Consider the following 26,874-nt stretch of genomic DNA (forward strand, 5'->3'; position numbering starts at 1 on the left):
ACCGGTCAGTGCAGGGGTGGCGCCGTGGTCCTTCGGACCATCAGTTCGTGCGGCGCGACGGCGGACTGCACCGCCCCTTCCTGTCCGTCCAGTTCGTCGAGAAGCATCTTGGTGGCCAGCTCCGCCTGCTCGTCCGGCCGCTGCCCCACTGTAGTCAGGCCCATGGCTTCGGCAAAGTCGTGGTTGTCGATGCCCACCACTGACAGGTCCGCAGGTACGTTGACGCCGATGCGGGCGGCCTCGAAGATGACGCCCATGGCCATCTCGTCCGAGGCACAGAAGATTGCGGTGGGCTTGGCCTCGGACCCGGACCACAGCCGCCGGAATGCTTCCTGCCCGCTGCGGACCGTAAAGTCTCCCCATTGGTCCCATTCGGGGCGGATCTTCAGGCCGGCGGCCGTCATCACGTCCCTGAAGGCCAGGATGCGGACCCGGGGAACATCGAAATTCAGGTCCGTTTCGTCGTCGCCGTGGAGCAGGGCGATGTCCCGGTGGCCGAGGTCGATCAGGTGCCGGACAGCGGTGGAAGCGGCCGCGTAATCATCGATGCCGATGTAGGCGCACTCCTCGACATGCCCGCCCACCACCACCAGGGGGATGTCGATTTTTTGCAGGTGGTCCAGCTCTTCGGGGGTCAGCGCCATACAAAGGACCAGCAGGGCGTCGATCTGCTTGTAGACCATGGTCTTGCTGAAGAGCCGTTCCCGGTTGCTGCCGTGCCCGCCCAGGTTGAACAGCGAGAGGTTGTACTGCCGGGCATGGAGTTCCCGGTCGGCCCCCTCGATGGCCTTGGAAAAGAACCAGCGGCTAACAAACGGGGCCAGCACGCCGATGGTTTTGGTTCTCCCCGTGGCCAGCCCCGAGGCCGAGGAGGATGCCACGTAACCGAGGTTTCCTGCGACCTCCAGGATCTTCTCGCGGGTGGCCGGCGAAACCCTGGGCAGGCCCCGTACGGCCCGGGACACCGTGGCGGTTGATACACCGGCGGCGGCGGCAACGTCCTCGATACTGACTCCGTTATGGCCGCCCCGCTGGGATCTCTCTGTTGTGCGTGCCACGGTGTCCCCTCAATTACTCCTTGCAGCGTAAGGCTGTCCGCCCTGCGTTACCCCCAAGAATTCGTATTTTCGCATTCTGCGTGGATGCGGTGTTAACCGCGCAGGACGTAACCCGTTCTGTGACGGCTACCTCCGGTCCGGAAGTTTGCGGCGGAGCCGGATCATGCCGTAGAGCGCCAGGAGGGTTGCCAGCAACCCCAAGGCCCAGCCCAGGGCCGGTTGCGCGGTCACTTCCATCCAGACGGTCACCACCAGCAGGACCAGGGCCCAGAAGCCGAGGAACCCGATGATGATGTCAAAGTCTTCGCCCGAACGGACGCGTCGGCGTGTGCTTCCCGCTCCCGGAGCCCGGGAGCGGGAAGCGTCGCCTGTCACTTGACTGCACCTGCCGTCAGGCCGGCAACAATCTTGCGCTGGAAGACCAGCACCAGGATCACCAGCGGAATGGTGACGATGGTTCCCGCGGCCATGATGGCCGTATACGGGATCTGATTGGGCTGCGCACCAGCGAAGCTGGCAATGGCAACCGTCACCGGCTGGGTTCGTTCATTCGACAGCTGGCTGGCAATCAGGAATTCATTCCATGAGGAGATGAATGCCAGGATGGCCGTCGTGAAGATGGCCGGAGCCGCCAGCGGCATGATCACCTTGCGAAACGCCTGACCCTGCGTGCAACCGTCAACGCGGGCTGATTCCTCCAACTCCCAGGGCATTTCCCGGAAGAAGGACGTCAGTGTGTAGACGGTCAGCGGCAGGACGAACGAGATGTTCGGAATGATCAGCGCCTGATAGGTGCCCATCCAGCCAATGTTCGTGAAGAGCTGGAACAGCGGCGTGATCAGGGCAACACCCGGGAACATCGAGGCGCCCAAGATGAAGCCCAATACCAGGTACTTGAACCGGAAGTTAAGCCGGGCCAGCGCGTACGCGGCAAAGACGCCGATGACGAGCGAGACTACCGTGACTGTCACGCCGATGATGATGCTGTTCAGCAGCGCCTGGCCGAACTTGTTGCCAAACGATGTGTCGAAGGCAGTGAGGAAGTTGTCCAGCGTGACGTGGGTTGGCCACGGCGTGGTGTCGTAAGTGAAGCCCACCTCGCGGAACGCCGTCACCACCATCCAGTAGGCTGGCGCCAGGCACCAGATCAGGATGACCGCGGCGCTGATGTACGTCCTGGCGCTGGCCCATTTCTCCTTGTTCTGGGCTGCCTTGCGTCCCTTGTCCTGCTGCGCCCGGAGAGACGCTGGGGCAGTTGCCGCGGTCATTTCTTCCCCTTACCGCTGGCGCCGCTCTGCTCCACCACGTTCGCTCCGAGGAACCTGACGAAAATGAAGGCGACCAGGAAAATGATGATGAATGTGATGGTTGACAGCGCCGCCGCCGAGTTGAATCCCTGTCTGATTTGATTGATCACCAGGATGGACAGCGTAGTGGTGTTGTTGGCACCGCCGGTGAGGATATACGGCAGATCGAACATCCTCAGCGCGTCAAGGGTACGGAACAGGATGGCGACCATCAGGGCGGGCTTGACCAGCGGCAGGGTAATCAGTCGGAAGCGCTGCCAGGCACTGGCCCCGTCCACCTTTGATGCCTCGTAGACCTCGGCAGGAATCATCTGCAGGCCGGCCAGAATCAGCAGGGCCATGAAGGGCGTGGTCTTCCACGTGTCGGCGATGATGACCGCCCACTTGGCGGGCCACTCACTGCCGGTCCACAGGATGGAGACATTGAACAGCTTGTTGATGATGCCGTTGAAGTCGAACATGAACAGCCACAGCTGCGCGGTGACGGCGGTGGGAATAGCCCACGGCACCAGGACGGCAGCCCGGACCAGGCTGCGGCCCTTGAAGCTCCGTGCCATGATCATGGCCATCCAAAAGCCCAGGACGGTTTCAAACCCGACTGTCACCACTGTGAAGAAGAAGGTGGTGGCCGTTGCGGTCCAGAACTGCCCGCCGAGGGTGCCCGGCGGACAAGCCACGGTTCCGCCGCCTTGGGCAGCACACTGCTGCCCAAGCCAGTTCACGTAGTTCTGGATGCCGGCCGCGCCGCCGTCGGTGAAGAGTCCGGTGACGGGATCGAGCCCGGCATCCTTCTGGAAGGACATCACGATAGCGCTGATGATCGGGTACACGATCACAATGGCCAGCGCGACGATTGTCGGAGCCAGCAACCAGGAAGCCCACCGGCCCTGGCTGGCAATCCTGTTGTCTTCGCCTACCCCTTTTGGTCCGTGATGGACCGGGGCGGCGCCCGACGCCGGCTGCTTTACCGGCGTCGGGCCCAATTCGGTAGCCATGGCAGTTTACGATCCTGCGCCGGCGGTCTCGATGGACTTCTGCATGTCGGAGAGGGCATCCTTGGCGGGCTTTTCACCCTTCAGCGCCGCGTAGGCGTTGTCCTGGATGGCCTTGGTGACTGCAGGGTAGAACGGGGTTACCGGCCGGGGAACAGCATTCTCGATGGAAGTCTTGAGCACCGGCAGGTAAGGCAGTTTGGCAACCAGTTCCTGGTCCTGGTAAAGGTCACCGAGAACCGGGGCCAGCGAACCCTGGGTTGCGAAGAACTTCTGCTGTTCTTCCTCGACCAGGAACTTCACGAAGTCCAGGGACGTGGCCTTGTGGTCGGAGTAGACGCTGACGGCTGCGCTGTGGCCGCCGAGGGAGGAGGCCCCGGGGGCCGTCCTTGCCCGGAAGAGCAGCCATGCCCAAAACATCCTTGACCTTGGAGGATCCTTCAGTGGTGGCCAGGTTGTAGACGTACGGCCAGTTGCGGAGGAACAGGAGCTTGCCGTCCTGGAAGGCCCGGCGGCTTTCCTCTTCCTGGTAGGTGATGGCTTCAGCCGGGATGTTGCCGTTCTTGAAGGCCTCTACCAGGTTGTTCAGGCCTGCTTCGGCCTCGGGGGTGTTCAGGTTCGGCTTGCCGTCATCATTCAGGACAGATCCACCGGCCGAGTTGATGGCTTCGGAAGCGTTGACGGTAAGGCCCTCATACTGCTTGAACTGCCCGGCGTAGCAGCCGATGTTGTTCTGCTTGGCGATGGAGCACATGCCCATCATCTCGTCCCACGTCTTGGGGGCCTCGGGAACCAGGTCCTTGCGGTAGTAGAGGATGCCGCCATCGGAGGAAACCGGAGCCGCATAGAGGGTGCCCTTGTAAGAGCCTGCCTCGATGGTGGGCTCCAGCATGCCCTTGGTGTCGATAGCCATCTTGTCCTTGAGCGGCTGGAGCCATCCCTTGGCGGCGAACTCGGCCGTCCAGACGACGTCCACGCTGGCGACGTCGTAGTCGGCGTTCTTGGCCTGGAAGTTCTGCACCAAGTCATCGTGCTGCTGGTCGGCGTTGTCGGTCTGCTCCTTGAAGGTGACCTTTTCGTCCGGGTGCGCGGCGTTCCACTTCTCGATCAGCGGACGGACGACGTTGCTGTTGTCCTTGCCCTGCACGTACGTAATGGGGCCCCGGCTGTCGAGGTTGGCTTCAGCGTCGCTGCCGCCGCCCGAGGTTCCGCCACCTCCTCCGCCGGCACAGGCGGACAGGGAAAGGGCCAGAACACCGGCCGTGGCAACCGGCAGAAGGAATCTAGGGGTTTTCATTGGCTTGAAGCTCCTCGCTGAGAGACAAGTAAGTCGACACTGCGGTTGTTGGTGAGGTTGATGTGGTGCCTGTCACACTAGTAAGGTTGCTGCGGTTCATGCAAGCGTTTACATCAAAAAGTTATCTAAGGGGAACCAAATGTCCAACCCGTCCGTTCCAGGCCCCCGGAGCAGCAGCCGCGAATGGTGGGCCGATGCTGTGGTCTACCAGGTGTATCCCCGCTCCTTCGCGGACGCTAACGGTGACGGAATGGGTGATCTTCGTGGCGTGACCACCCACCTGCCGTACTTGGAGCGGCTGGGCGTGGACGCTGTCTGGCTCTCCCCTTTCTATAGATCACCCCAGGCGGACGGCGGCTACGACGTGGCCGACTACCGCCAGGTGGACCCCCTGTTCGGATCCCTGGCCGACTTCGACAGCATGTTGCAGGATGCTCACGGGCGGGGACTGAAGGTCATCGTTGACCTGGTTCCCAACCACACCTCGGATGAGCACCTGTGGTTCCGTGAAGCGCTGGCGGCGCCGCCGGGGTCCGCCGAGAGGGACAGGTACATCTTCCGGCCAGGCAAGGATTCTGAGCCGGGGTCCGGGGACGGCAACAGGCCACCCAACAACTGGAAGTCGATCTTCGGCGGCCCCGCCTGGACCCGGGTCACCGACGCCGGCGGCCAGGACGGAGAGTGGTACCTCCACCTCTTCGACACCAGGCAGCCGGACCTGAACTGGGACAACGGCGAGGTCCAGGACGAGATGCGGTCCGTCCTTCGGTTCTGGCTGGACCGGGGTGTGGACGGCTTCCGGGTGGACGTGGCCCACGGACTCGTCAAGGAGGCCGGATTGCCCGACTGGGACGGCGTGGCCGCCATGGTGGAGGGCACTCCCCCGCGCCGGGACCCCCTGCTCCCCGGCGATGCCCCCGCCGCCCACACCGACGCCGAAGAACCGCACCGTGCAGTATCGCCGGTATATCCGCCGTCGCCCTTCTTCGACCAGGAAGGTGTCCACGCGATCTACCGCGACTGGCACAAGGTGCTCTCCGGGTACGGTCCCGACCGCATGCTCGTGGCCGAAGCCTGGGTTGAACCGGCGGAACGGCTGGCCCGCTACGTCCGCCAGGACGAGATGCAGCAGGCGTTCAACTTCGACTTCCTGCTGGCAGGCTGGGACGCGGAACGGATGGCCGCGGCCATCGACACCTCCCTGGCCGCTGCGGCCACCGTGGGTGCACCGTGTACCTGGGTGCTCAGCAACCATGACACAGTCCGGCACACCACCCGCTTTGGCCTGCCCGATCCCACGTCCTTTCCCAAGGGCATTGGCCCGGACGACGAACAGCCGGACGCCTCACTGGGACTGGCGCGGGCCCGTGCCGCCACCCTGGTGTCGCTGGCGCTTCCCGGCTCGGCCTACCTGTACCAGGGCGAGGAACTCGGCCTGCCGGAGCACACCACGCTTCCCGCCGGGGCACGGCAGGATCCCACGTTCTTCCGCACCCGGGGCGCCGAAATAGGCAGGGACGGCTGCCGGGTGCCGTTGCCATGGACTGCCGGGGCTTCGGGCTTCGGATTCTCGGACCCTGCTCAGAACGCCGCAGAACCCTGGCTGCCGCAGCCGGAGAGCTTCGGCCCGCACGCAGCGGACCTGCAGGACGGTACGGAGGGGTCCACGCTGGAGCTGTATCGCGCCGCACTGGCCTTCCGGGCGGCGGAAAAATTGGGTGTGGGCAGCATCGAATGGGCAGAAGCCCATTCACCTGGGAGCGGCGTGCTGGCCTTCACCAACGGGGACGTGCTGGTCATTGCCAACATGGGATTCGCCAGCGCCCCGGTGCCTGGCGGCTACGCTGTGGCGGTATCCAGCGGACCGGAACCGCGGGCAGAGTGGGCAGGCATGCAGGAGGTTCCCGTGGACTGCACCGTGTACCTGCAGAAGAAAACCACTCCTCATCCAGGGGACGCCCAGCGCCAGCAGGATTAGGCCTTAGCCACGCCCACGCGGGAACGCACCGGTGTCAGCGGACGCGCTCGGCCCTACCGAAGCGGGTCCGGGCCCCGGCGCCGATGTGGATCAGGACTGGCGTCTTCCTGCCCACCACTGCGTCAAGGGCATCAACCAGCCCGGAGACTTCGGCGGCCAGAAGATGCGGCGCCACCCCCTGGCGGGGCAGCAGCCGGATCCTCAGTGTCGGGGTGCCTTTGACGTCGTAGGTGGTCACGCTGGACGAGGCAAGATCCGGTCGGCCGGCGAGCGCCTGCTTGAGTGCCTGTTCAGCCACTCCCGCGCCGATCCGGACATCGCCCGGGACTTCCCCGGGACCGTACTCGGACGCTAAAAGGTTCGACCGGCCCTTACCTTGCTGGGCCACCCAGGCAACCATCAGTCCGATCAGGACCAGGAGGGCGAATGCCACCACCATCCAGAGCCAGCTTTCCGTCCGGCCAGGGAACCGGGTGGCGTTGAAGGCATCGTTGGCGGTGCTCCAGGCTGCCGCGGACCAGGGGTGCCACCACGCTGCGACGGCGGGAACGGTGGCCAGCAGGACCAGCAGGAGGCCCACCGCCAGCAGTTTCAGGCCGAGCAGGGTGAGGAGGATCCGGTTCAGGACGGTTGGTGTGCTGTTCATGCCCCCACCACCCCGGACGGTGCGACATTAATACGGACTTCCGGTGCTGGATCGAGCGCCATCTGATCCATTTCCTCCCGGACGGCGTCCAGCACCGCGTCACCATCGACTGGCACGCCCGACGTGGGCCGGAGGTTGACCATGACCTGGCGCTGCGAGACCACCACCATCACTTGCTCCGGTGTGACGTTTGCTGCCAGGCGCGCCCGGCGGGCCAGCGACGAAGCGATCACTTCGTCGTCAATGACGACGGCGGGACGCCCGGATTCGAGCCAGCCGCCAGCGAGCGTGTGCCGGGCGCGGCGCCCCGGTCCCACGCCGTTGAGGAAGAAGACCAGGCCCACCATGGCAAGCACGGCACCGATGGCGCCCAGGAGGAGGGGTGAAATCCCGGCGGGAAGCGCCGTCAGCCGCTCGGCGGCGACCTGCGGTTCGATCAGCCAGGGCGGCTGGCCAATGGCGTGCACCGCAGCCTCCAGCAATCCGTACCCGGCCAGCGCCATGACCACCACTGCGGCAACGATGGCAGCACCGGCACGCGTCGAACGTGTTTCCCGGCGCACGATCCTGGCCATGTCCGGGCTCCGGCCAGTGTGGCGTCCGCCCTTGCCGGCGCGGACATCACTGTCCCGCATCTCCACGCTGCTGCTCACTGAACCCGGCCTCCTTCGCTGATCCTTGCCCCGCTGATCCTGATGTCCACCCGGCTCAGGCTTGCTCCGCTGAGCTCGGTCACGGTTGCCAGAATGCGGGCCTTGGCCTGCACCGTACGCTGCCAGATGGAACCGCCCACCAAGTCAATCCGTCCCGGCTCCATCGCCGCCTGCAACGGGGGGATCCTGATAGGCGTGACAAGCGACAAAGCCAGCAGCCCGTCGTCGTCCGCCCAGTCGGCACGGACGTCCTGGGCGTCAACGCCGAACTCGCTCGCCGCCGCTGCCTTGGCGAGGCTGGTCAGCGCCTGCGTGCTGATCCGGTTATGGCCGTTGAGCACCTGCCCCGGCACTGCCGGCGCCGGCGCGCTCATGACGATGAACGCCGGCCCGTGATGGCGTCAAGGACGCCGCGCAGGTCCAGCTTTCCTTCGGCGGCGCGGCCCAGGAGCGCTCCGATGGCCATGAAGAGCAAGGAAACGAGGAAGCCCCAGAGTCCGAACTGCAGGGACATGAAAGCAACAAAGGCACCCATCGCGATGCCTGCCAGGGTGAGGTTCACAGCAATGCCTCCCTTTCCGGAGAGCCGGCCGCTGGCGGCTTGACGGGCGGCGGCACGTAGACGTCGGTAACCTCCACGTTCACCTCAATCACCTGCAGCCCTACGAGTTCCTCCACGGCCCGGTAGACCGCGGCGCGGACCTGGTTGGCCAACGAATGCAGGGGCGTGCCGTAACTGGCAACCAGGCTGATGTCCACAGCCACCTGCGTTTCGCCGACTTCCGCCCGGACTCCCGTGGCATGGTCGGTGCTGCCCACGGCGTCCCGGATGGCACCCAGCGCCCGGGACGGGCCCGAGCCAAGGGAGTAGACGCCGGGGACCGCCCTCGCGGCAATACCGGCAACCTTGGCCACGGCGGTTTCGGAAATGACGGTGCGGCCCGGCCCGGGCACCGCAGCGGGAACCGGCACGGCCCCGCGGTGGACACCCGGTGTGGGTTGTGGGTTCTGGTATTCCATCAGGCACTTCCCCCTATCTTTTGTTTCCAACCCTATCCCCAGCCTGCGGTGATGTGCTGGAATCGCTCGGCGACAGGTGCAGCCGAATCGCCCCGGACAGCGGTGCGGGGCATGACAACAGTTGAGCGGGACAGTTAAAAGGCCCAGGCGGGGAGGCCCCCAAGGACATCCCCGCCTGAGCGGTGCCGCCCGTTCGGGCGGCGGAAGCGGCAGGTGCCGCGGTCTTGCTACTTGTAGAGGCCTTCGCCGCCAATGCGCTTGTTGGTGGGCAGGTAGCCGAGCGGGCCGAGGCCGTTCTGGCCGAAGCCGCGGTCCACCTGGGTCACGCCGTTCTTGAAGTTGATCTTGACGGTCGGGGACAGGGAGCCGCCGCGGACGCCGTTGACGTTGTCGATGAACGACTGCACCAGGCCATTGGGCTGGACGTAGTGCGAGTAGGCCTGGAACTGGCGGCCGTTCTGCTGGCCCGAGATGGTTCCGCTCGGGTTGTTGGCCGGAAGGTTCAGGTCGGTGGGTGAGCCGAGCGCCAGGCCGCTGTTGTTGACCGGCTGGTAGTCGGAGCGGATGCCGTCGCCCACGAAGCCGTAGACGCCGTCGGGACCGCGCATGCCGTCCGCATAGGTGAACTGGTGGCTGATCGTGTAGAGGTAGTACTTGTTCTTGCCGTCTTCATTCTGGATGAAGATCTGCGGACGCTCAGTCTGGTCGTTGACGCAGTTGGCGGACAGGATCGGCGGAAGGAAGGACCACTTGGTGAGGTCCTTGTTGTCGGCGACGGCCAGGCCCACGTTTGCGGTCTGGTAGTTGGCGCCGGTGTTCTGGACATCGGTCAGCTTCTCAGCGTGCGGATCGCCCGGCTGGTAGCCCAGGTCCTCGCCCTTGCACTGGTAGTCGCCGCGGTTTCCGGCGGTGTTGCCTTCAAAGACCATGTAGGTCTTGCCCGGGTGGGCCGGGTCAGCGAACGTGTACGGGTCGCGGAAGGCAAAACCCGGGTTCTGGGCTTTGTTCTGGTACAGCTTGCCGTCCGGCTCCAGCAGCTTGGTGTGCTGGAAGCCGTCGAACGTCACGCCGTTCCTGTCGGCATGGATCTTGCCCAGTGCCTTGGCGATGGCTGCGTCGGGAGCGATTCCGCCGCCACCGGCGTTGCGCTCTGCCACATCGTGGAACGTGGTGGCCGTGTAGAAGACGTTGACCTGGTTGCCCTGCATCAGGCGGGTGGAGCCGGACCATTCGGTGTTGCCGATGGACGTGTTGTCCAGGAACAGGTGTCCGCCGTAGTTCCACTTGTCCTTCGCCGGATCGGCGTTGGTCTTGCGGAAGAAGTATCCGATGCGGGCGTTCCAGTGGCGCTGGTCGAAGCCGTAGCCGGCATGGCGGTCGGCCACCAGGGAGAAGATGACGTCGTAGCCCTTGTAGCTGATCTGGTTGGCGTTTTCATCCGTCAGGGACCAGGTGTCCCAAACCCAAACGTCGTCATTCATGGCCGGAAAGTCCTCAGGGATTTCCGGCATGGTGACGTCGGGGCTCATGGAGTTCTGGCCCGGCGCAACGGAAGGGTTGCTCTGCGCCATGATCTGCTTGGCGTCCGCACGGGTCCACTTCGAGGTGAAGTCCGACGCCGGGTCAAGAGCCTGCTGGGTGTGCTTGGTGGGGAGGGGGAAGCCGGGCGTGGGCGACGGGAGCTGCTGGGCGGCCGGCGGGTCAGCGGGTTCGTTGGCCTGTGCCGAGGGGACGGCCAGGAAGGCCGAGGCCGCAACGGAGGCCGCCAGGGCTGCGGCGGCGGTCCGCCACCGCAGCTTCCGGGGTGATTGGGGGTGCTTGTGCATTTTTGCTCTTCTCGCGGAGTTCAAACTGTTCGTGGAAGACGGGCGGATGCCCTGGTTCCCCGCACTCCGGCGGATCCCCCAGCGACACGGCAGGCGTCGTCAGGGACGCCTTTGTAACGGGGGGGCGGGACCTGGGTGGAGTCCCGAAGCGGGCCCTGGCGACATCGGGGCGATGTCCGGGCCGGTTTCAACGCTAGGCAGGACGGGGAGCACATTTCAAACGTGTGTCGGCCCTCCGAAAACCTAGTTCGACTCATTTATGCAAGCGCTTACGCAACTCAAGGCGCGCGCGTGCCACAACGATTTTTCACAGTCAAATGTTTCAGATGTCTGACAAATCTTTTGACGGCCCCCCCCCCTGTCGCAGCGGACACGGCAGCAACGCGCGGGACTGGGGCAGCACGAGGGTCAATAGAGTGGTTCGGGGGCAAAGACAGGTAGCCATCACTCATGCCGCATTAACCCAACGAATATATTTTGGGATCAGTCGGCCAGCCAGAGGCTGGGATGGCAGACAACAAACGCCCGTTCCGGTTTCGATCGGGCCATTCCGGGTAGGGGGTGGGCCGGCAAGCCGCTGTTCTGAATCGAGTTAATCGCATGGAACGATCAATGCAGCGCGCCCCGAAAGGCCAGGCCCTGCAAAAAGCCCCTCCACCGGCCAAAGGCCGCTGGTGCATCCCCACGTTTGCTGGCCGCCAGCTCCGTGAAAAATTCAAGACCGGCCGGACCGCTGCCACCGCGGCAGGAACAGCGTTGCTGGTCCTGTCGACTTTTGTCAGCACTGTAGCCCTCGCCCCGGCCGCCCATGCGGCCGATCCCGTGGTGGTCTCCCTGACCTTCGATGACGCGCATGCGGACCAACTCGGTGCCGCGGCGTATATGAATGCCAAGGGCCTGAAGGGCACGTTCTATGTTCCCTCGGGCTTCCTCAATGCTGATGCCGCCTACATGTCAACGGCCCAGGCCCTTGCCCTGCAGTCAGCCGGTAACGAGATCGGCGGCCACAGCGTCACCCACGCCGACCTGGCATTCGCCGATACCGGTGAAGTCACCCGGCAAATCTGCAATGACCGCATCAGCCTGAGGAACCTGGGCTTCCGCATCACCAGCTTCGCCTATCCGTACGCCTCGTCGACTCCGGCCATTGAAGGCATCGCCAACACATGCGGCTACAACAGCGCCCGTGGCCTGGGCGACATCGCAAGCCACATCGCGGGAACCGAAACGTTCCCGCTGGCCGAGACCATGCCTCCGGCGGACCCGTTCCTCACGAAGGCGCCGGACCAGATTGACAACACGTGGACCCTCCAGAACCTGGAAGACCTGACCCTCAAGGCCCAACCGGGCGGAGGCTGGATGCAGTACACGTTCCACCACATCGGTGTGGACGCTGAGCCGCTCAGTGTCACCACGGCGAACTTCAACGCCTTGATTGACTTCCTGGCCGCCGAACAAAGCGCCGGCCGGATCGTCGTCAAGACCGTGGACCAGGTGATCGGCGGAGCTGTCAAAAACAATGCCGCCGGACCGCAGCCACCAGCGCCCCTGACGTCCGGCAACCTCATCCGGAACCCGGGCTTCGAAACAGCAGGCCCCATTGCCGGGGATGCGCCATACTGCTGGGTTCCCGGCGGGTTTGGGACCAACGCATACACCTACAGCACGGTAGCGGCAGCCCACACAGGCGCGGCCGCCCAACAGGTGGTCGTGTCCTCCTACCAGAGCGGGAACGCCAAGATCCTGCCCCCGCAGGATACGGGTCAGTGCACGCCGACCGTGACTCCGGGGCAGCGATACTCAATGTCTGCCTGGTACACGTCAACGGCCAACACCCAGTTCGAGCTCTACTACAGGACCGGCACGGGTAGCTGGCACTACTGGACTTCGAGCCCCTACTTCGGGCCGACGTCGACGTTTACCCAAGCCACGTGGACTTCGCCGGCGGTCCCGGCAGGCGCCACCGCAATGACCATGTCCTTAACGATGTTCAGCGCCGGAACACTTGTGACAGACGACTACAGCCTGACCAAGGCAGCCGTTGACCCGGGGGCATTCCAACCCATGACGCCGGTGCGCCTACTCGACACACGGGCCAGCAGCGGTCCCGTTGCTCCCAAGGGGACCGTCTCGTTCCAGGTGGGCGGTGTCAGCGGTATCCCAGCAAATGTTGCAGCCGTCACCTTCAACCTGACCGTTACGAATCCAACGTCCAATGGCTTCGTCTCGGCGTATGCTTCCGGCACCACGCGGCCCACTGCTTCCAACCTGAACTATGACACCGGGCAGACCGTCCCGAACAGCGTCACGGTTCCGGTGGGCGCCGACGGCAAGGTGACTCTCTACAGTGAGTCGGCCGGCACCGCCAACCTGATTGCCGATGTCTCCGGCTACTACGCAGCAGGAACAGCTGTTGCAGGTGGAGCCTTCCGGGCAGTCGCGCCGGCCAGGTTCCTGGATACCCGGAACACAGGGACCCCGGTAGCGCCTAAGGGAACCGTTTCCTTCCAAGTGGGCGGCAACAGCGGCATTCCAGCCGGCGTTTCGGCAGTGACCTTCAACCTGACGGTCGCCAACTCGACGTCCAACGGCTTCGTCACGGCGTTTGCCTCGGGAACCACTGTCCCCACGGCATCGAACCTCAACTACGACAGGGGCCAGATTGTCCCCAACAGGGTCACGGTTCCTGTGGGAACAGACGGCAGGGTCTCGCTGTACAACGAGTCCACCGGCACCGCCCACCTGATCGCCGACGTTTCCGGGTACTACATGTCAGGAGAAGTAACGCTGCCAGGCATGTTCAAGGCGATTGCTCCCACCCGGTTCCTGGACACCAGGTCAGGCAACCCGGTGGCTGCCAACGGAACCATCTCGGTCCAGATCGGAAGCGTCAGCGGGATTCCGGCAACGGCCTCCGCCACGATCTTCAACCTGACCGTCGCCAACCCGACGCGGAACGGTTTCGTCACGGCCTACCCGTCAGGTGCAACCTTGCCGAACGCCTCCAACGTCAATTATGCAACCGGGCAGATTGTCCCGAACAGCGTCACGGTTCCGTTGGGCGGAGACGGAAAGGTCAACCTCTTCAACAGCTCAACCGGCTCCACGCATCTGATCGCAGACGTCTCGGGATATTTCCTCTGACAGAAGCAGCCACGCGGCAACATCAGAAATAAGGACTGCTCCCCGGCAGAAGACCTGGTCTCCAGGTTCAACTGCCGGGGAGCAGTCATGTGGAGGGAATTCCCCGCCCGACGACTCGCAGATCAGGGGCTTGTTCGCCAATCCGGACGTTGAAGGCTCTGATGTGCGATCAAGGCCGGTACCGGCTTCCAAAAACTCCAAAAGTCCAGTTCCAAAAGTGTGGCCCAATAGTGCGGTCCAAAAGTGTGGTTAAAGAAGAAAAGCACCAGTTCCGCAGAACTGATGCTTCCCAGTGGTGGCTCCGACCGGCGTCGATCCGGTGACCTTTCGATTTTCAGTCGAACGCTCTACCAACTGAGCTACAGAGCCTAGGTGACACGTCACCATGACCGCCGAAATCTCTTCCGGCAACCAGAGCGACCCTGACGGGACTTGAACCCGCGACCTCCGCCGTGACAGGGCGGCGCGCTAACCAACTGCGCTACAGGGCCTTGCTTTTCTTGCTTCACAGTATCGCTACTGCTTTTTTCAAGGCTTCCAGCCTACCAGACATTTTTTGCCTGTTTGACCAGTTCCTTGCGTACCCCCAACGGGATTCGAACCCGTGCCGCCGCCGTGAAAGGGCGGTGTCCTAGGCCGCTAGACGATGGGGGCCAGAACCCGTTCGGAACAAAATAAAAGGCGTAAAGCGAGGCTTTGCGTCTTTGTCCTTTGCGTTTCTCCGAACTGGACTCAACAACTATAGGGCCTACTCTGCGATTATCCAAAATCGGCCAAAAACCCGTGCCTGAACAGGAAGAACGGGCGAAGATGGACGGATGGATGCCGTCGCAGCGCTCAACGAGATCGCCTTCTGGCTGGAGCGCGGACGCGCTGCCACCTTCAAGGTCCAGGCGTTCCGTAAGGCCGCCGCCGCCATCAGCGCCCTGCCACCGGACGAAGTGGCCGCGCGGGCGCGGAACGGCCGGCTGAAGTCGATGAAGGGCATCGGCGACCGGACTTTCCAGGTGATCCAGCAGGCGGTGGACGGATCCGTTCCGGACTACCTCGCTGACCTCCGCGATAAAGGCGCGCAGCCACTCGCCGCCGGCGGAGCCGCCATCCGTAAGGCCTTGCGCGGCGACCTGCACAGCCACAGCGAATGGTCCGACGGCGGCTCCCCCATTGAAGTGATGGTTGCCGCCGCGGAGGTTCTGGGCCGGGAGTACCTGGCCCTGACCGACCACTCCCCCAACCTGACCATCGCCAACGGCCTCTCCGCCGAACGCCTGGCGAAGCAGCTCGACGTGGTGGCCGCCATCAACAACGGCAGCAAGGACGGCGGCCCGCACGACGGCACCGTCCGGCTGCTGGCGGGCATCGAAGTGGACATCCTGGAATCCGGTGAGCTGGACCAGGACCCGGAACTGCTGGACCGGCTGGACATCGTGGTGGCCAGCGTCCACTCGAAGCTCCGGGCAGACCGTAAAACCATGACCGCGCGGATGCTCGGCGGCATCCTGGCACCGCATACCAACGTCCTGGGCCACTGCACGGGCCGGCTGGTGGAAGGCTCGCGCGGAACCCGGCCGCAGTCCGAATTCGATGCCAAGGAAATATTCGCCGCCTGCACCGAGAACAACGTTGCCGTCGAGATCAATTCCCGGCCAGAGCGGCAGGACCCGCCGGATGACCTGATCAAGCTCGCCTTGGAGGCAGGCTGCCTGTTCTCCATCGACAGCGACGCCCACGCGCCCGGGCAGCTGGATTTCCTCCAGTACGGGGCCGAGCGGGCTGAACGTAATGACGTGCCGCTGGAGCGGATCATTACCACCTGGCCGGTGGACAAGCTCCTTAACTGGGCGGCCGCATAGTCCCCGGCCAGTCAGCGTTACGTTGCCGGCACCGGCGTGATGCCTTTATTTGACGGCGTCGGCGAGTTTCTGCCGGAAGTCGGCTTTGGTGGTAAGCGTCAGCTTCTCCCCGTTGAGGAAGAAGGTGGGCGTCCCCTGGACGCCCAACGCCTCGCCGTCGGCAATGTCTGCCAAGACACGCTCCTCGGTTGCCTGGTCAGCCACAGCTGCATCGAACTGCGCCAGGTCCAATCCGAGTTCCTCGGCGTACGTGCGGAAAAAGGGCGCCTGGGACTGTTGCTGCCCGGCCCACTGCGGCTGGGTGTCGAATAACCTGTTGGCCATTTCCTGGTATTTGCCCTGCTGGTTTGCCGCCTCGGCAGCGAGCGCCGCCTGGCCGGAGTTGGCGTGGGCCGCCAGCGGAAAATGCCTGTTCACGAAAGTAATCCTGTCGCCAAACTCGGCTTTGAGCTCCTCCACCACGGGATGGATGGAGCCGCAAGCGGGACATTCGAAATCCAGGAACTCCACCAGCTGTGCCTTCTCCACCGCCGGCGTGGTGAGGCGGTAGCTGTTCTCCCTGACGAGCTGTTCGGACCCCGGCGCCGGCGGAGCAGCATTTTGCTCCTTGTTGGCGGCAAACAGGGCGTACCAGGCCACTCCACCGATGACGGCGGCTGCCAGCACAATCCAGATCACGGTCCTGACGAGGTGTGCGGTATCACGGGGTGGGGCAGGGCTTGAGACCATGTTTCGCATCCTAGCCGAGGCAAGGAGCGGCCCCGTCCCACGGCCACCTCCACTTTGGCAGGAAGTTGGCCAGACGTGGCCGATTTCCGCCAGCCCGGGCACGGCCTGCGCGACTAGATTGGGCTCATGCCTTCCACTAGCCCCGTCAGCAGTCCCGCTTCGGCGTCATCGGCGGCCGCCCCGGTCAAGACATTGGGGATCGCAGCCATGGCGGTCACCGTGGTCCTGTGGGCTTCGGCGTTCGTGGGGATCCGCGCCATCGGACCGCACTTCTCCCCCGGCTCCCTGACGCTGGGCAGGCTGGCGATTGCCGCCGTCGTACTCGCCGTCGTGGCGCTGCCGAAAATACTGAAGACGCGTCTCATGCCGCGGGGCCGCGAGTGGTGGCCCATCCTGGCATACGGAGTGATGTGGTTCGGTGGTTACAACGTTGCGCTGAATGCCGCCGAGCATGTCCTTGATGCAGGTACCAGCGCCTTGCTCATCAACGTCAACCCCATCCTGGTGGCCATCATGGCCGGCATCTTCCTCAAGGAGGGCTTTCCGCGCTGGTTGCTCATCGGCAGCACCATCGCCTTTGCGGGCGTCGCCCTCATCGCGCTGGGGTCCGGCGCGCCCGGCCAGCCAGGGGAAAGCGCGACGACGGACATGGCCGGCGTGCTGCTCTGCCTCCTTGCCGCGGTGCTCGCCGCAGTCAGCGTCATCGTCCAGAAGCCGGTGCTGCGGAAGTTTCCAGCGGCCCAAGCCACGTGGTTCGGCATCCTGGTAGGCGCGGCATGTTGCCTCCCCTTTGCCGGGCAGCTGGTGTCCGAGGTGCAGGCAGCACCTCCCGCGGCCACCGCAGGGCTGGTTTACCTGGGGATCTTTCCCACGGCAATCGCCTTCACCACGTGGGCCTATGCGCTGTCGCTGGTGGATGCCGGAAAGCTGGCGGCCACCACCTACCTGGTCCCCGGAACTACGGTGCTGATTTCATGGCTCCTGCTGGGTGAGATCCCCACAGCCTGGGGCCTGGTAGGCGGGCTGGTGTGCCTGGTAGGCGTCAGCCTGACGCGCCGCCGGACCCGCACCCGCCGTGGCGCTGCCGGCGGCGCTGCCAGGGGCGTTCCCGCGCGGAACCCGGCCGTCCCGGGGGCTAATCAGGACTAAAGTCGAGGTATGCCTGCAAGCCTTCCGCCCGGCCTCCCCATCATCCCGGAGGGCCCGCATGAACCGCGGGGTTTCACCATGTCCCCGGACGAGTTCGAGGCCGCCGTCTCCGATGCCCTGGACAGCATTCCAACGAAGCTGGCGCGGGCCATGGACAATGTGGCTGTCTTCATTGACGACGACTACGAACCGCGCCCGGGAGACGACCCGGACACCGTACTGCTGGGCCTGTACGAGGGCGTCCCCCTGACGGAACGGGATTCCTGGTGGGACGCCGGATCGCTGCCCGACCGGATCACGATATTCCGTGAACCCATCCTCGACATCTGTGATTCGCGGGAGGACGTCATCCACGAGGTGGCAGTGACTGTGGTCCACGAGATTGCGCACCATTTTGGCATTTCGGACGACCGGCTGCACGAGCTCGGCTGGGGCTAGCCTTGTAGGCATGGGACACGACCACAGCCACACGCACGGAATTACCGCCACCGGGCGGCACCGCAAACGGCTGGTGGCCGTCCTGGCGATCACGCTGAGCGTGGTGTTGGTACAGGTGGTGGGCGCCATCCTGTCCGGGTCGCTGGCCCTGCTGGCGGACGCCGGCCACATGCTGTCCGATGCCGCGGGCGTCACGATCGCCCTCCTGGCCGCCTGGATAGCCGGCAGGCCCGCCAGCGACCAGCGGACCTACGGATACCAGCGCGCCGAGGTCCTGGCCGCCCTGGCCAACGCGCTGATCCTGATCGTCATCTCCGTGGTGATCTTCACCGAGGCCATCCGGAGGATCGGATCCGTGCCTGAAGTCCACACCGACATCATGCTCTTCGCCGCCATCCTCGGCGCCGTGGCCAACCTGGTCTCGCTGCTGATTCTCCGCGGCGCCCACCAGGAAAGCCTCAACGTTCGCGGCGCCTACCTGGAAGTCCTGGGGGACTTGCTGGGCTCCTTCGCGGTGATCATTGCGGCCGTGGTCATCATGTTCACCGGCTACCAGGCGGCGGATACGATCGCCTCGGTCATCATCGCCCTGATGATCCTGCCGCGGGCCTGGAGCCTGCTGCGGGACGTGGTGGACGTGCTGCTGGAGGCCAGCCCCAAGGGCGTGGAAGTGCAGATGATCCGCGAACACATCCTTTCCGTGGACGGCGTCACTGACGTGCACGACATCCACATTTGGACCATCACCTCCGGAGTGCCGGTCTTTTCGGCCCATGTGGTGGTGGAGGACGGCGTCCTCAATGCCCGGGGCGCAGACCAGCTGCTGGACAAGCTTGTCACCTGCCTGGGATCACACTTTGACACCGACCATTGCACCTTCCAGCTTGAGCCGGCCAGCCACTCCGAACACGAGGAACGCCAGCACGCCTGACAACACGCCGCACAGCCTGCTGTTGTAATGACACTGCTGTGATTATTGTTATTGATGTGACAGCTGTTGCGTCTGTGCAACGGGTGACGTAACCTCGGACTGCTGGCGAGCAGCCGAGGCGTACCTCCGTGTCACCACCAGGACCTCACTCCCAGCCCAACCGCTGCGAGGTCCCAGTCCATGTCGAGGTTTCTGCCTACATCGCTTCTGCCCGGGCTTCGGGCTGCATCCGGCCGGAAAGCGGCAGTGCTGTGCGCCGCCGTCGTACTTCTCGGATCCGGAGGGCTGCCCGCAGTGGCGGCCCCCGGCCCGCACCTTCCCGCCACGCCGGCTCCGGCGGCGCCCGCCCTTCCCTCCCCTGGGGACATTGCGGCGGCGAAGGCCAGCGAAGCGGCAACAGCTGACCAGGTCGCCGCGATCGAACGCATCCTTGGGGACGCCTCGGACGCCCAGCAGGCGGCTTTCGCCGTGGCAATGCAGGCAAACAACTCCTACAGCGAAGCCCTGGTGGAGCTGCGGCAGCGGTCGGAGGCCGCGTCCTTGGCCGCCGCCCGGGCAACGGCCGCGCAGGCGGATCAGGACAAGACCCGCAAGCAGGTGGGACAGCTGGCCGGTGACCTCTACCGGAACGGCGGCCTGAACCCAACGCTCGGGACCCTGGTCAGCGGCACCGGCGAAAGCCTGCAGCAGGCCGCAACGCTCCAGGCGCTGTCCGCCGGCCGCAGCCGCGCATTCGAGGCCGCCGACGCTGCCGCCACTGCATCGCAAACCCTCACGGCCGCAGCAGGAGACGCCACAAAGGCAGCGGATGAGGCAGCCCGGACCGCCGAGGCAAGGAAAACCGGCGCCGAGCAGGCCAACGCCGCCCAGGCCGCGGCCGTGGCGGATGCCCGTGCCCGGCGGACCGTCCTGGTTGACCAGCTCGCGCAGCTGCGCAACACGACAGTGGAGCTCGAATCAGCCCGGGTGGACGGGCTCGAACGGCAGCGCGAGGAAGCGCGCCTGGCTGCCGTGACGGCCGCGGCCAACGCAGCGGTGGCCACAACCAATCCCCAGGGCACCGAAGCAAGGGGTGAACCCGGAGCCAACCAGGGCGGATCACCGGCCGCGCCCGCAGCCGTGGCTCCAGCTGCCCCGGCACCCGCACCTGTCCCTGCAGCTCCGGCTCCTGCGGCACCGGCACCCGCCCCCGCTCCGGCACCCGCCCCAGCGCCCGCTCCGGCACCCGCCCCAGCGCCCGCTCCCGCTCCCGCTCCCGCGCCCGCTCCGGCTCCCGCTCCCCCAACTTCCGGCGGCGCCACCCTCGAAACGGCCATTTCCGTGGCCCTCAGCAAGGTGGGTTCGCCGTACTTCTACCAGTGGGGCGGCACGGGGCCCACCGGCTTCGATTGCTCGGGGCTCGTGCAGACGGCCTTCGCAGCCGCCGGGAAGTACCTGCCCCGGACCGCCGGCCAGCAGTACGCGGCTGCTCCCGTCCATGTGCCACTCTCGCAGGCCCGCCGCGGCGACCTCCTGGTGTGGGGCTCCGGACCGGATTTCTACCATGTGGCCATCTACCTGGGGAACGGCCAGGTGGTGCAGGCACTCAACCCGCAGGAGGGCATCGGCGTCACCCAGCTCAGTTCCATGGCCGGGATGCAGCTGCACTCCTACGCGGCGAGGTACTGAGCCACGGCAAACATGCAGAGCATCACCCGGTCAGCTGAGGACGTCCTTGGTGGTGAACCGGGCGTAGGCGGACGCACCGAACACGGCTATGTAGCCAGCCTGCAGCAGCGCGTTGCTGGCGAATGAATCCCAGAGGACCGGCTGCCGGAGCATGTCGCCGAAGCCCAGCCAGTAGTGGCTGAACAGCCACGGGTGCAGCCATTCCAGCTGCGGCAACTGGTCCGCTATCTGCGACACCACGGAAACCACCACCGTGGCCGCCATGGCCCCTACCGGAACCACCGTCAGCGTGGACAGGAACAGGCCAATGGCCGACAACCCGGCCAGGGACACCGCCATGTACGCCGCGATCAGCAGCATCCGCATCGCTGCCTCCGGCGGCTGGATCACATCACCGGACAGCAGGGTGACAGGCCCCACCGGAAACAGCGCAGCCCCGATCGCGGCGCCGGCCAGCGCCACGGTCAGGGGCGCCACGATGCAGAACGCCAGCGCCGCCGCGTACTTGACCAGCAGCAGCCGCACGCGTCCGGCGGGAGCTACCAGCAGGTACCGCAGCGTGCCCATGTTCGCCTCGCCGGCAATGGTGTCGCCCGCCACGACGCCAACGGTAAGCGGCAGGAACAGCGGCACGGACACCAGCATGGCGGTGAAGGCGACGAACAGCCCGTTTTGCGTGATGCGGTCCAGGAAGGCCGGGCCGCGGCCGGCAGGGACGCCGGAGGAGAGCCGCACGGCCACCGCGATCAGGATGGGAATCGCTGCCAGGGCCAGGAGGAGGGCCCACGTGCGCCGGCGGCCAAACAGGACCTTCAGTTCGGACTGCATCAATGAGAGCCCGGACCAGCGCGGCACGGCCACTTTCTCTGTTCGGGCCGAACCGGGGATGTCCGCCGGGACACTACTGGACAACGTCGAACCCCTCCCCTGTCAGTGCGACAAACCGGTCTTCCAGGCTTTCGCGTTCGACGGCGAAACCCCGGACCCGGACCCCGGCCGCCACAAGGCGCGCCACGATGTCCTCCGCAAGGATTTCTCCGGACCCGGCCTGCGGGGACGCGTCAGTCCGTGTTGAGGGAGCACCGGATGCAGGCGTCAGGGCAGCCAGCAGGGTCTCCCCTCCGGCCTGGGCATCGCCGGCCTCGCAGTCCAGCCCCAGGCCCGCCAGCACGGTCCGCGCCTGTCCCCCGTCCGGCGTGAGGAGGCGGACCCTGGCGCTGCCGGTCCGGCGGAGGTCGGCGAGGGAGCCCTGGGCCACCAGCTTCCCGTTGCTCATGACGGCGGCATGCGTGCACATCTGGTCCACCTCGGCCAGCAGGTGGCTCGAGACGAAGACGGTGGTGCCGTTGTGCGCCAGGGAGCGGACCAGGTGCCGGACCTCCCGGGTGCCCTGCGGGTCCAGCCCGTTGGTGGGCTCGTCCAGCACCAGCAGGTCCCGGTGCGACAACAGCGCGTTCGCAATGCCCAGGCGCTGCTTCATGCCCAGCGAATAGGCGTGCACCCGTTTGTTGGCGGCATGGGCAAGCCCCACCTGGTCGAGCGCCCGCTCCACCCGCGCCCGGCGCGTTGCCGGCACCGTGTGGCGCGTGGCAGCGTCCAGCCGGTGCAGGTTCGCAGCGCCGGACAGGAACGGATAGAACGCCGGGCCCTCCACGAGTGCACCCACGCGCGGCAGCACCTCGTGGAACCGGCCCGGCATCTCCATCCCCAGCAGGTTCACCGTCCCGGATGAGGCCGACGCCAGGCCCAGCAGCATGCGGATGGTGGTGGTCTTCCCGGATCCGTTGGGCCCCAGGAAGCCGAACACGGAGCCGGGCGGCACCGCAAGGTCCACGCCGTCCACGGCCACTTGGTGGCCGAACTTCTTGGTCAGGCCATGGGTCTCAATGGTCAGCCCGTAGCGTTTTTCCGGGTCCGGAGAGCCCGGGTTCATGGGGCCGACGAAGAGGCGGCCTGCAGCCTGTCCGGCGGAACCATGCCCGCGAAAATGCGGCCGTCATCGGTGATGAGCACGTTGAGCAGCGCCGTGGACACCAGCCGCCCGCCGGGAACGACGACGGCGGCCTGGGCCAGCAACGGATCCTCCATGAAGGAATTGGCGGCCGGTACGCCCGCTGCCGCGGCAGGCAGCCGCAGGATGGTTTCCCAGCCCTGCCCGGTGACGGACGGATGTCCAGAGCCCTTGCCGGCGCCGGCATGGTCACCGAAGTTGTTGGCGCCGGGGGTGTGATCGCCGGCGATGTGACCTTCGTAGGTCCTCCGCCCGGAGTCAGGCACCTGCAGTTCCTTCACAGTGCTGCCCGGAGGCGGGGAGAACGTGAACAGGGAATCGTCCGGTGTGTCCAGGGACAGGGCGGTGAATCCGAGGCGGAAGGCGGGCGTTCCGGCGCCACGCGCTGTGACCTGGACGGCGAGGGGCATTCCGGTTTCGCCGTCCACGGCGATGGCCACCTGGCCTACCAGGGTGGCTTCGGACCGGGGTTCAAGCAGCAGGTTGTAGGCCGCCCGGCCAGCTACTTCCACATCGGCTCCCACTGTCACGGCCGTGGTGGGGTCCACTTTCTCCAGCAGGTGCCGGGCGAGCTCCTCCGGCGTCGGCATCATGGATTCCGCCGGTGAAGCGGTCGGTGCGGGAGCGGCGGGATCTGCACCCTGGGCCTGCGGCGCGCCGAGCGGCAGGTCGGAGGCGTGGGCCGGCAGGGTCAGATGGGCGGCTGAGTTGTCCTTGGAGGAGTAGAACCACACGTCGCTGTCCCGGCGGATGACGTCACGTTCGGCAAGCCTGTCCACCACCTGGATGCGGGCTTTGGTGGTGCCGTCCATGTAGACGCGGGCGGTGTGCTGTCCGGAAAGGAATTCGACCACGGACGCGGCACCGCCTGCGGACGCGGGGTCGGATGACGGACCTGTGGAGGGCAGGGCGGGCAGCCCCAGGTCCGAGGACTGCTCAATGGTTCCGGAGAAGGCCAGCGTGTGGTGCGTCGCCGCCAGGGCCAGCACCTCCGCGGGCGTCTTCTGCGGGAGCGGGTCACCGGCGTTTGCGGGCAGGGTCCCGGCGAGCGCGGCGGCGGCGATCACCACCGGCGCTGCGAGGGCAGGCAACCAGCGCGGCCAGTTGCGGCCGCTGCGGCGGTTGCCGTGCTGCTGGAACGTTGAGTCGGTGCCCGTGGTCTCGGAGCCCATAGCTCAAGGTTACGCCTGTCCGCGTCCCGCCACACGGGCTATCCGGGCCGGCTCCGGGAACGGAGCCCACCGGAGCTGTACCGCGACGGAACCGGGCGGGAAGACTACGCGGGAATGATTGTTCCTGCGCCGCCCTCGACCGTGATCTCCTGCCCGGTCGAAATCCTGCCGGTGGCATCGGGCACCCCCACTACCGCCGGGATCCCGTATTCGCGGGCCACCACGGCACCGTGCGAATTTGCGCCACCCATCTCCATCACCAGCCCGCCTGCGGTGAGGAACAGCGGGGTCCACCCGGGATCGGTGGACGGCGCCACCAGGATCTCGCCCGGTTCGAGGTGCGCCCCCACAGGGTCCAGGATGACCCTGGCAACTCCGGTGACTGTTCCGGCGGAGGCGGGGCTGCCGGTCAAGGCGCCTTCGGCGATGCCGCCGGCAGCCGCCTGCGCCGCCTCCGGCTCGGTCCCGTCGGAGAGCAGCACCCGGGGAATGTGCCGCCGCCCAAGCTCCCTGTGATAGTCAGCCCGGCGCTCCGCCACCAGTGGGCGCAGCCGTTCACCGGTCTGGCCAGGGCCGTTGGGGCCAGGTCCGGCAGCCATGTCCAGGGCCTCGCTTACCTCAGCGAAGTCGAGGAAGAAGATGTCCTCGGCCTGGTCAAGGGTGCCTGCCGCCTCGAGGTCCGCCCCCACATGCTGCAGCTGCCGGCGTACCTCTGCCAGTCCGAGTACCAGTTGGTATTTGGGCAGTTCCCGGAGACCTGCGAAAAGCCGGGCCCTGCGGAGCGCGGCGCGGACCAGGGCTCCCCGGAGCCGTCCCCGCGCGCCTGCTTCGGCAGCCAGCCGTTCCACCTGGGCTTCGGCGGCCTCGGCGGCGTTGCTGAACTGGACGTCGGGTGCGAGGTCCGGGTCCTCCAGCCGGAGGTAGTTCGCCAGGACCCCCAGGATATGGGCGGGGTCGTCGGACCAGCGGGGCATGCCGACGTCGATCTCGGCGACGGCGCGGTGCCCGTACCTGTCGAGGAATCTGCTGAGCCCGGCCTCCAGCCGGGGCGGAAGGCCGCCGTCCCGGTGCGCTGCTGCCAGCCCGGCCGTGTCCTTCCCGGCCAGGAACGCACGCGACCCTGGATCGTCCCGGATGGCTGCAGCCAGCCGCCACAGCTCCAGGTCCATATCCGTGGTGACGTTGTTGGGCAGCCCGCGGAGCACACCCTGGAGGTCCTCCCACCGGTTTCCGCCGAGCAGCTTTCCCGCCACTGCCAGCAGGCCGAACCCCAGGGCAGCCAGGGGCAGGATGGCAGGAACGATGGTGAACAGCCGCCGCTGCAGGAGTCCCTCGGCGTGCGCCAACCGGTCCCTGGCTGAGGGCACGCCTGCTGCTTGGGCCGTGGCCCCCAGGTCGAGTTCGAGGGCGGCTTCGAAGTCCCGGGTGAACCGGTCCAGGCGCCGGAGCGCGGCCTGCGGGCGGAAGATCCCGCGGAGGACTGCTTCGGGCACGCCGGCACGGGCTGCGGCGGGGAGGATGCGGCGGAGCAGCGGCAGGGGCGTCCGCAGCGTGATGGCGAACGAGGGGTCGTCGAAGAGCCGGCGCATCACCGTTGCGGAGCGGGCTTCCATGACGTCGAACACCCGGGGAAGGATTGCCCGGCCCACGGTGCTGCGGATGGGGGTGGTGAAGTCGATGAAGATCCGCTGCCCGGCATCGGCGTACGCCGGCGGTCCCTCGCGGGGGTCTGCGACGGGAATTTTCGCTGTCCGCGCCACGGACGAAGCGATCTGCCGGATGGCGGCCCGGCCCATCGGGGTGATGGGACGGGTCAGGCCCTGGGCGAGGCTGAAGCACAGGAACGCCCGGGTCCCTGGGGCACCGTCCCGGCGGCGGAGCACGGGGTACAGGGTGGTGATGGGCCGGGACTGTGTAAGCCACAGCGCGCCGCCGCGGCTGATGGCCCATTCGAGGTCCTGCGGCGCTCCGAAATGCTGCTCCGCCTTCAGGCCAAGCCGGGCCAGATCGGCGGCTTGCCGGTCGGTGAGGCAGAAGCCGGCGTGGTCCGCGGCGGCCACGGTGTGGGTGCCGCCGCCGGGCACGGCAAGGACGGCGATCTTCTTGTCGCCTTGCCGCCGCTCAACGACGCGACCGGCAGCGGGGTCCACCACAAAGTGGTCCGGATTCACCGCACCGGACACTACGGCTTCCCCCAGGCCAGGGCTGGCATCGATGACTGCCTCGTTCCTGCGGCCCGATACAGGGTTGGCTGTGAAAAGGACCCCGGCCGTCTCCACATCCACCATCCGCTGCACCACCACCGCCAGGGCAACCTCGGCGGGATCGATGCCCAGGCTTGCCCGGTAGGTGGTTGCCCGGTCGGTCCACAGCGACGCCCAGCAGTTCCGGACGGCTTCCAGCACCGCCACGGCCCCAACGACATTCAGGTAGGTGTCCTGCTGCCCGGCGAAACTGGCAAAAGGCAGGTCTTCAGCGGTGGCTGACGAGCGGACGGCCACCGGCACGTCCGGCCCCATCTGCCCGTAGGCGCGTTCGACGGCGGCGCTCACCTCCGGCGGCAGCGGGGCGGACACGACGGCGGCACGGGCCTTCGCGGCCAGGGCGGGAATATCCAGGGCGGGAATATCCGGGGCTGGGATCCCGAGGGCGGTGGCTTCCGGGGCTGCGCTGTCCGGTTGGCCGGGCCCGCCCTGCGCCATCCGCAGGGCCGCCTGGACGGCTGCCAGCTCCGGATTTACTGCGTCCGGAATCCCGGTCACCAGTCGGTAAGCCTCCGTGGTGAGGCAGAAGCCTTCCGGCACAGGAAGCCCGGCGGACAACAGTTCGCCCAGGTTGGCGGCCTTGCCCCCCACTTCGGCGAGCATTCCGGCGCGGAGGCGGCGCAGGTCCACCACCAGGTCCGCGCCGGACGCGGCAGCGCTCCCGCCGCCCTGGGAGGATTCCGGGTGCTGCATGATCGCGCCTCCACGTGTCAGTAGCTGACGGGCCCGGCCGCGGCG

At 66.3% G+C, this 26,874-nt stretch carries 22 protein-coding genes, 3 tRNA genes and 1 pseudogene; 7 read left to right on the top strand and 19 right to left on the bottom strand.

All coding sequences use genetic code 11. The annotated features are described in order from the left end of the window. Window positions 1-5 precede the first annotated feature (5 nt). The 5 genes and pseudogenes from OVA06_RS15435 to OVA06_RS15455 form a co-directional block, all read right to left on the bottom strand. Window positions 6-1,058: a LacI family DNA-binding transcriptional regulator gene (locus OVA06_RS15435; protein ID WP_056076930.1), complete on the bottom strand. Its 1,053-nt coding sequence runs from the start codon at window positions 1,056-1,058 to the stop codon at window positions 6-8. Window positions 1,059-1,184: 126 nt separating this feature from the next. Further along, window positions 1,185-1,433, bottom strand: a complete 249-nt coding sequence (locus tag OVA06_RS15440) for a hypothetical protein (RefSeq protein ID WP_015935850.1) — start codon at window positions 1,431-1,433, stop codon at window positions 1,185-1,187. Further along, the gene (locus OVA06_RS15445) at window positions 1,430-2,326 is read right to left on the bottom strand and encodes a carbohydrate ABC transporter permease (protein ID WP_056076932.1); all 897 of its coding nucleotides are present in this window, start codon (window positions 2,324-2,326) and stop codon (window positions 1,430-1,432) included. The genes OVA06_RS15440 and OVA06_RS15445 overlap by 4 nt, the downstream gene beginning before the upstream one ends. After that, complete coding sequence (locus OVA06_RS15450) at window positions 2,323-3,360, bottom strand: carbohydrate ABC transporter permease (protein ID WP_056076934.1); 1,038 nt, start codon at window positions 3,358-3,360, stop codon at window positions 2,323-2,325. Before OVA06_RS15450 ends, OVA06_RS15445 begins: the two co-directional genes overlap by 4 nt. 6 nt (window positions 3,361-3,366) lie before the next feature. After that, window positions 3,367-4,654, bottom strand: a pseudogene (locus OVA06_RS15455) (ABC transporter substrate-binding protein). Between the two features lie 139 nt (window positions 4,655-4,793). Here OVA06_RS15455 and OVA06_RS15460 point away from each other — a divergent pair. Beyond that, a complete protein-coding gene (locus OVA06_RS15460; protein ID WP_268159484.1) occupies window positions 4,794-6,632 on the top strand; it encodes a glycoside hydrolase family 13 protein in 1,839 nt (612 codons plus the stop codon). 34 nt (window positions 6,633-6,666) lie between these two features. On the opposite strand, the gene OVA06_RS15465 is transcribed toward OVA06_RS15460, so the two are convergent. The 6 genes from OVA06_RS15465 to OVA06_RS15490 form a co-directional block, all read right to left on the bottom strand. Continuing rightward, window positions 6,667-7,278: a hypothetical protein gene (locus OVA06_RS15465; RefSeq protein WP_268159486.1), complete on the bottom strand. Its 612-nt coding sequence runs from the start codon at window positions 7,276-7,278 to the stop codon at window positions 6,667-6,669. Continuing rightward, entirely contained in the window at window positions 7,275-7,931 is a 657-nt protein-coding gene (locus tag OVA06_RS15470; protein ID WP_442793556.1) for a hypothetical protein, read from the bottom strand. The genes OVA06_RS15465 and OVA06_RS15470 overlap by 4 nt, the downstream gene beginning before the upstream one ends. Further along, a complete protein-coding gene (locus OVA06_RS15475) occupies window positions 7,928-8,305 on the bottom strand; it encodes a hypothetical protein (RefSeq protein WP_268159488.1) in 378 nt (125 codons plus the stop codon). The genes OVA06_RS15470 and OVA06_RS15475 overlap by 4 nt, the downstream gene beginning before the upstream one ends. Next, a complete protein-coding gene (locus OVA06_RS15480) occupies window positions 8,302-8,493 on the bottom strand; it encodes a hypothetical protein (RefSeq protein WP_268159490.1) in 192 nt (63 codons plus the stop codon). The genes OVA06_RS15475 and OVA06_RS15480 overlap by 4 nt, the downstream gene beginning before the upstream one ends. After that, the gene (locus OVA06_RS15485; RefSeq protein WP_261620128.1) at window positions 8,490-8,951 is read right to left on the bottom strand and encodes an Asp23/Gls24 family envelope stress response protein; all 462 of its coding nucleotides are present in this window, start codon (window positions 8,949-8,951) and stop codon (window positions 8,490-8,492) included. Before OVA06_RS15485 ends, OVA06_RS15480 begins: the two co-directional genes overlap by 4 nt. 227 nt (window positions 8,952-9,178) lie before the next feature. Beyond that, window positions 9,179-10,777 (bottom strand): glycoside hydrolase family 68 protein, encoded by a 1,599-nt coding sequence (locus OVA06_RS15490; RefSeq protein ID WP_268159492.1) that lies wholly within the window; start codon window positions 10,775-10,777, stop codon window positions 9,179-9,181. A gap of 600 nt (window positions 10,778-11,377) precedes the next feature. Here OVA06_RS15490 and OVA06_RS15495 point away from each other — a divergent pair. After that, window positions 11,378-13,921 carry a polysaccharide deacetylase family protein gene (locus OVA06_RS15495; RefSeq protein WP_268159494.1) on the top strand — a complete coding sequence of 848 codons (2,544 nt, stop codon included), beginning with the start codon at window positions 11,378-11,380 and terminating at the stop codon, window positions 13,919-13,921. A 293-nt stretch (window positions 13,922-14,214) separates the two neighbouring features. Here OVA06_RS15495 and OVA06_RS15500 read toward each other — a convergent pair. The 3 genes from OVA06_RS15500 to OVA06_RS15510 all read right to left on the bottom strand — a co-directional run bounded on the left by OVA06_RS15500 (window position 14,215) and on the right by OVA06_RS15510 (window position 14,575). Further along, window positions 14,215-14,290, bottom strand: a tRNA-Phe gene (locus tag OVA06_RS15500). 48 nt (window positions 14,291-14,338) lie between these two features. Continuing rightward, window positions 14,339-14,412: transfer RNA gene (locus tag OVA06_RS15505), tRNA-Asp, on the bottom strand. Window positions 14,413-14,502: 90 nt separating this feature from the next. Beyond that, window positions 14,503-14,575 (bottom strand) — tRNA-Glu (locus tag OVA06_RS15510). 164 nt (window positions 14,576-14,739) lie between these two features. Between OVA06_RS15510 and OVA06_RS15515 the strand changes: the two genes are divergently transcribed. Beyond that, on the top strand, window positions 14,740-15,774 hold the full coding sequence (locus OVA06_RS15515; RefSeq protein WP_268159496.1) for a PHP domain-containing protein: 1,035 nt from the start codon (window positions 14,740-14,742) through the stop codon (window positions 15,772-15,774). A 45-nt stretch (window positions 15,775-15,819) separates the two neighbouring features. Here OVA06_RS15515 and OVA06_RS15520 read toward each other — a convergent pair whose 3' ends face one another. Beyond that, complete coding sequence (locus OVA06_RS15520; protein WP_268159498.1) at window positions 15,820-16,503, bottom strand: DsbA family protein; 684 nt, start codon at window positions 16,501-16,503, stop codon at window positions 15,820-15,822. Window positions 16,504-16,629: 126 nt separating this feature from the next. On the opposite strand from OVA06_RS15520, the gene OVA06_RS15525 reads away from it, so the two are divergent. The 4 genes from OVA06_RS15525 to OVA06_RS15540 all read left to right on the top strand — a co-directional run bounded on the left by OVA06_RS15525 (window position 16,630) and on the right by OVA06_RS15540 (window position 20,689). Then, a complete protein-coding gene (locus OVA06_RS15525; RefSeq protein ID WP_268159500.1) occupies window positions 16,630-17,652 on the top strand; it encodes a DMT family transporter in 1,023 nt (340 codons plus the stop codon). 9 nt (window positions 17,653-17,661) lie between these two features. Next, window positions 17,662-18,090, top strand: coding sequence for a metallopeptidase family protein (locus OVA06_RS15530; protein WP_268159502.1), 429 nt, complete (start codon window positions 17,662-17,664; stop codon window positions 18,088-18,090). A gap of 10 nt (window positions 18,091-18,100) precedes the next feature. Then, entirely contained in the window at window positions 18,101-19,021 is a 921-nt protein-coding gene (locus OVA06_RS15535; RefSeq protein ID WP_056076963.1) for a cation diffusion facilitator family transporter, read from the top strand. A gap of 180 nt (window positions 19,022-19,201) precedes the next feature. Next, the gene (locus tag OVA06_RS15540) at window positions 19,202-20,689 is read left to right on the top strand and encodes a C40 family peptidase (RefSeq protein WP_268159505.1); all 1,488 of its coding nucleotides are present in this window, start codon (window positions 19,202-19,204) and stop codon (window positions 20,687-20,689) included. A gap of 30 nt (window positions 20,690-20,719) precedes the next feature. On the opposite strand, the gene OVA06_RS15545 is transcribed toward OVA06_RS15540, so the two are convergent. From OVA06_RS15545 to OVA06_RS15560, 4 genes are all read right to left on the bottom strand, one after another. Further along, a complete protein-coding gene (locus tag OVA06_RS15545; protein WP_268160814.1) occupies window positions 20,720-21,517 on the bottom strand; it encodes an ABC transporter permease in 798 nt (265 codons plus the stop codon). Between the two features lie 73 nt (window positions 21,518-21,590). Next, a complete protein-coding gene (locus tag OVA06_RS15550) occupies window positions 21,591-22,622 on the bottom strand; it encodes an ABC transporter ATP-binding protein (RefSeq protein WP_268159507.1) in 1,032 nt (343 codons plus the stop codon). Beyond that, window positions 22,619-23,872, bottom strand: coding sequence for a hypothetical protein (locus OVA06_RS15555; protein WP_268159509.1), 1,254 nt, complete (start codon window positions 23,870-23,872; stop codon window positions 22,619-22,621). Before OVA06_RS15555 ends, OVA06_RS15550 begins: the two co-directional genes overlap by 4 nt. Window positions 23,873-23,976: 104 nt before the next feature. Continuing rightward, entirely contained in the window at window positions 23,977-26,829 is a 2,853-nt protein-coding gene (locus tag OVA06_RS15560; RefSeq protein ID WP_268159511.1) for a PEP/pyruvate-binding domain-containing protein, read from the bottom strand. Between the last annotated feature and the right edge of the window lie 45 nt (window positions 26,830-26,874).

Origin of the sequence: Pseudarthrobacter sp. SL88 (assembly GCF_026672455.1) — a bacterium.
In the GTDB taxonomy this organism is placed as follows: Bacteria; Actinomycetota; Actinomycetes; order Actinomycetales; family Micrococcaceae; genus Arthrobacter.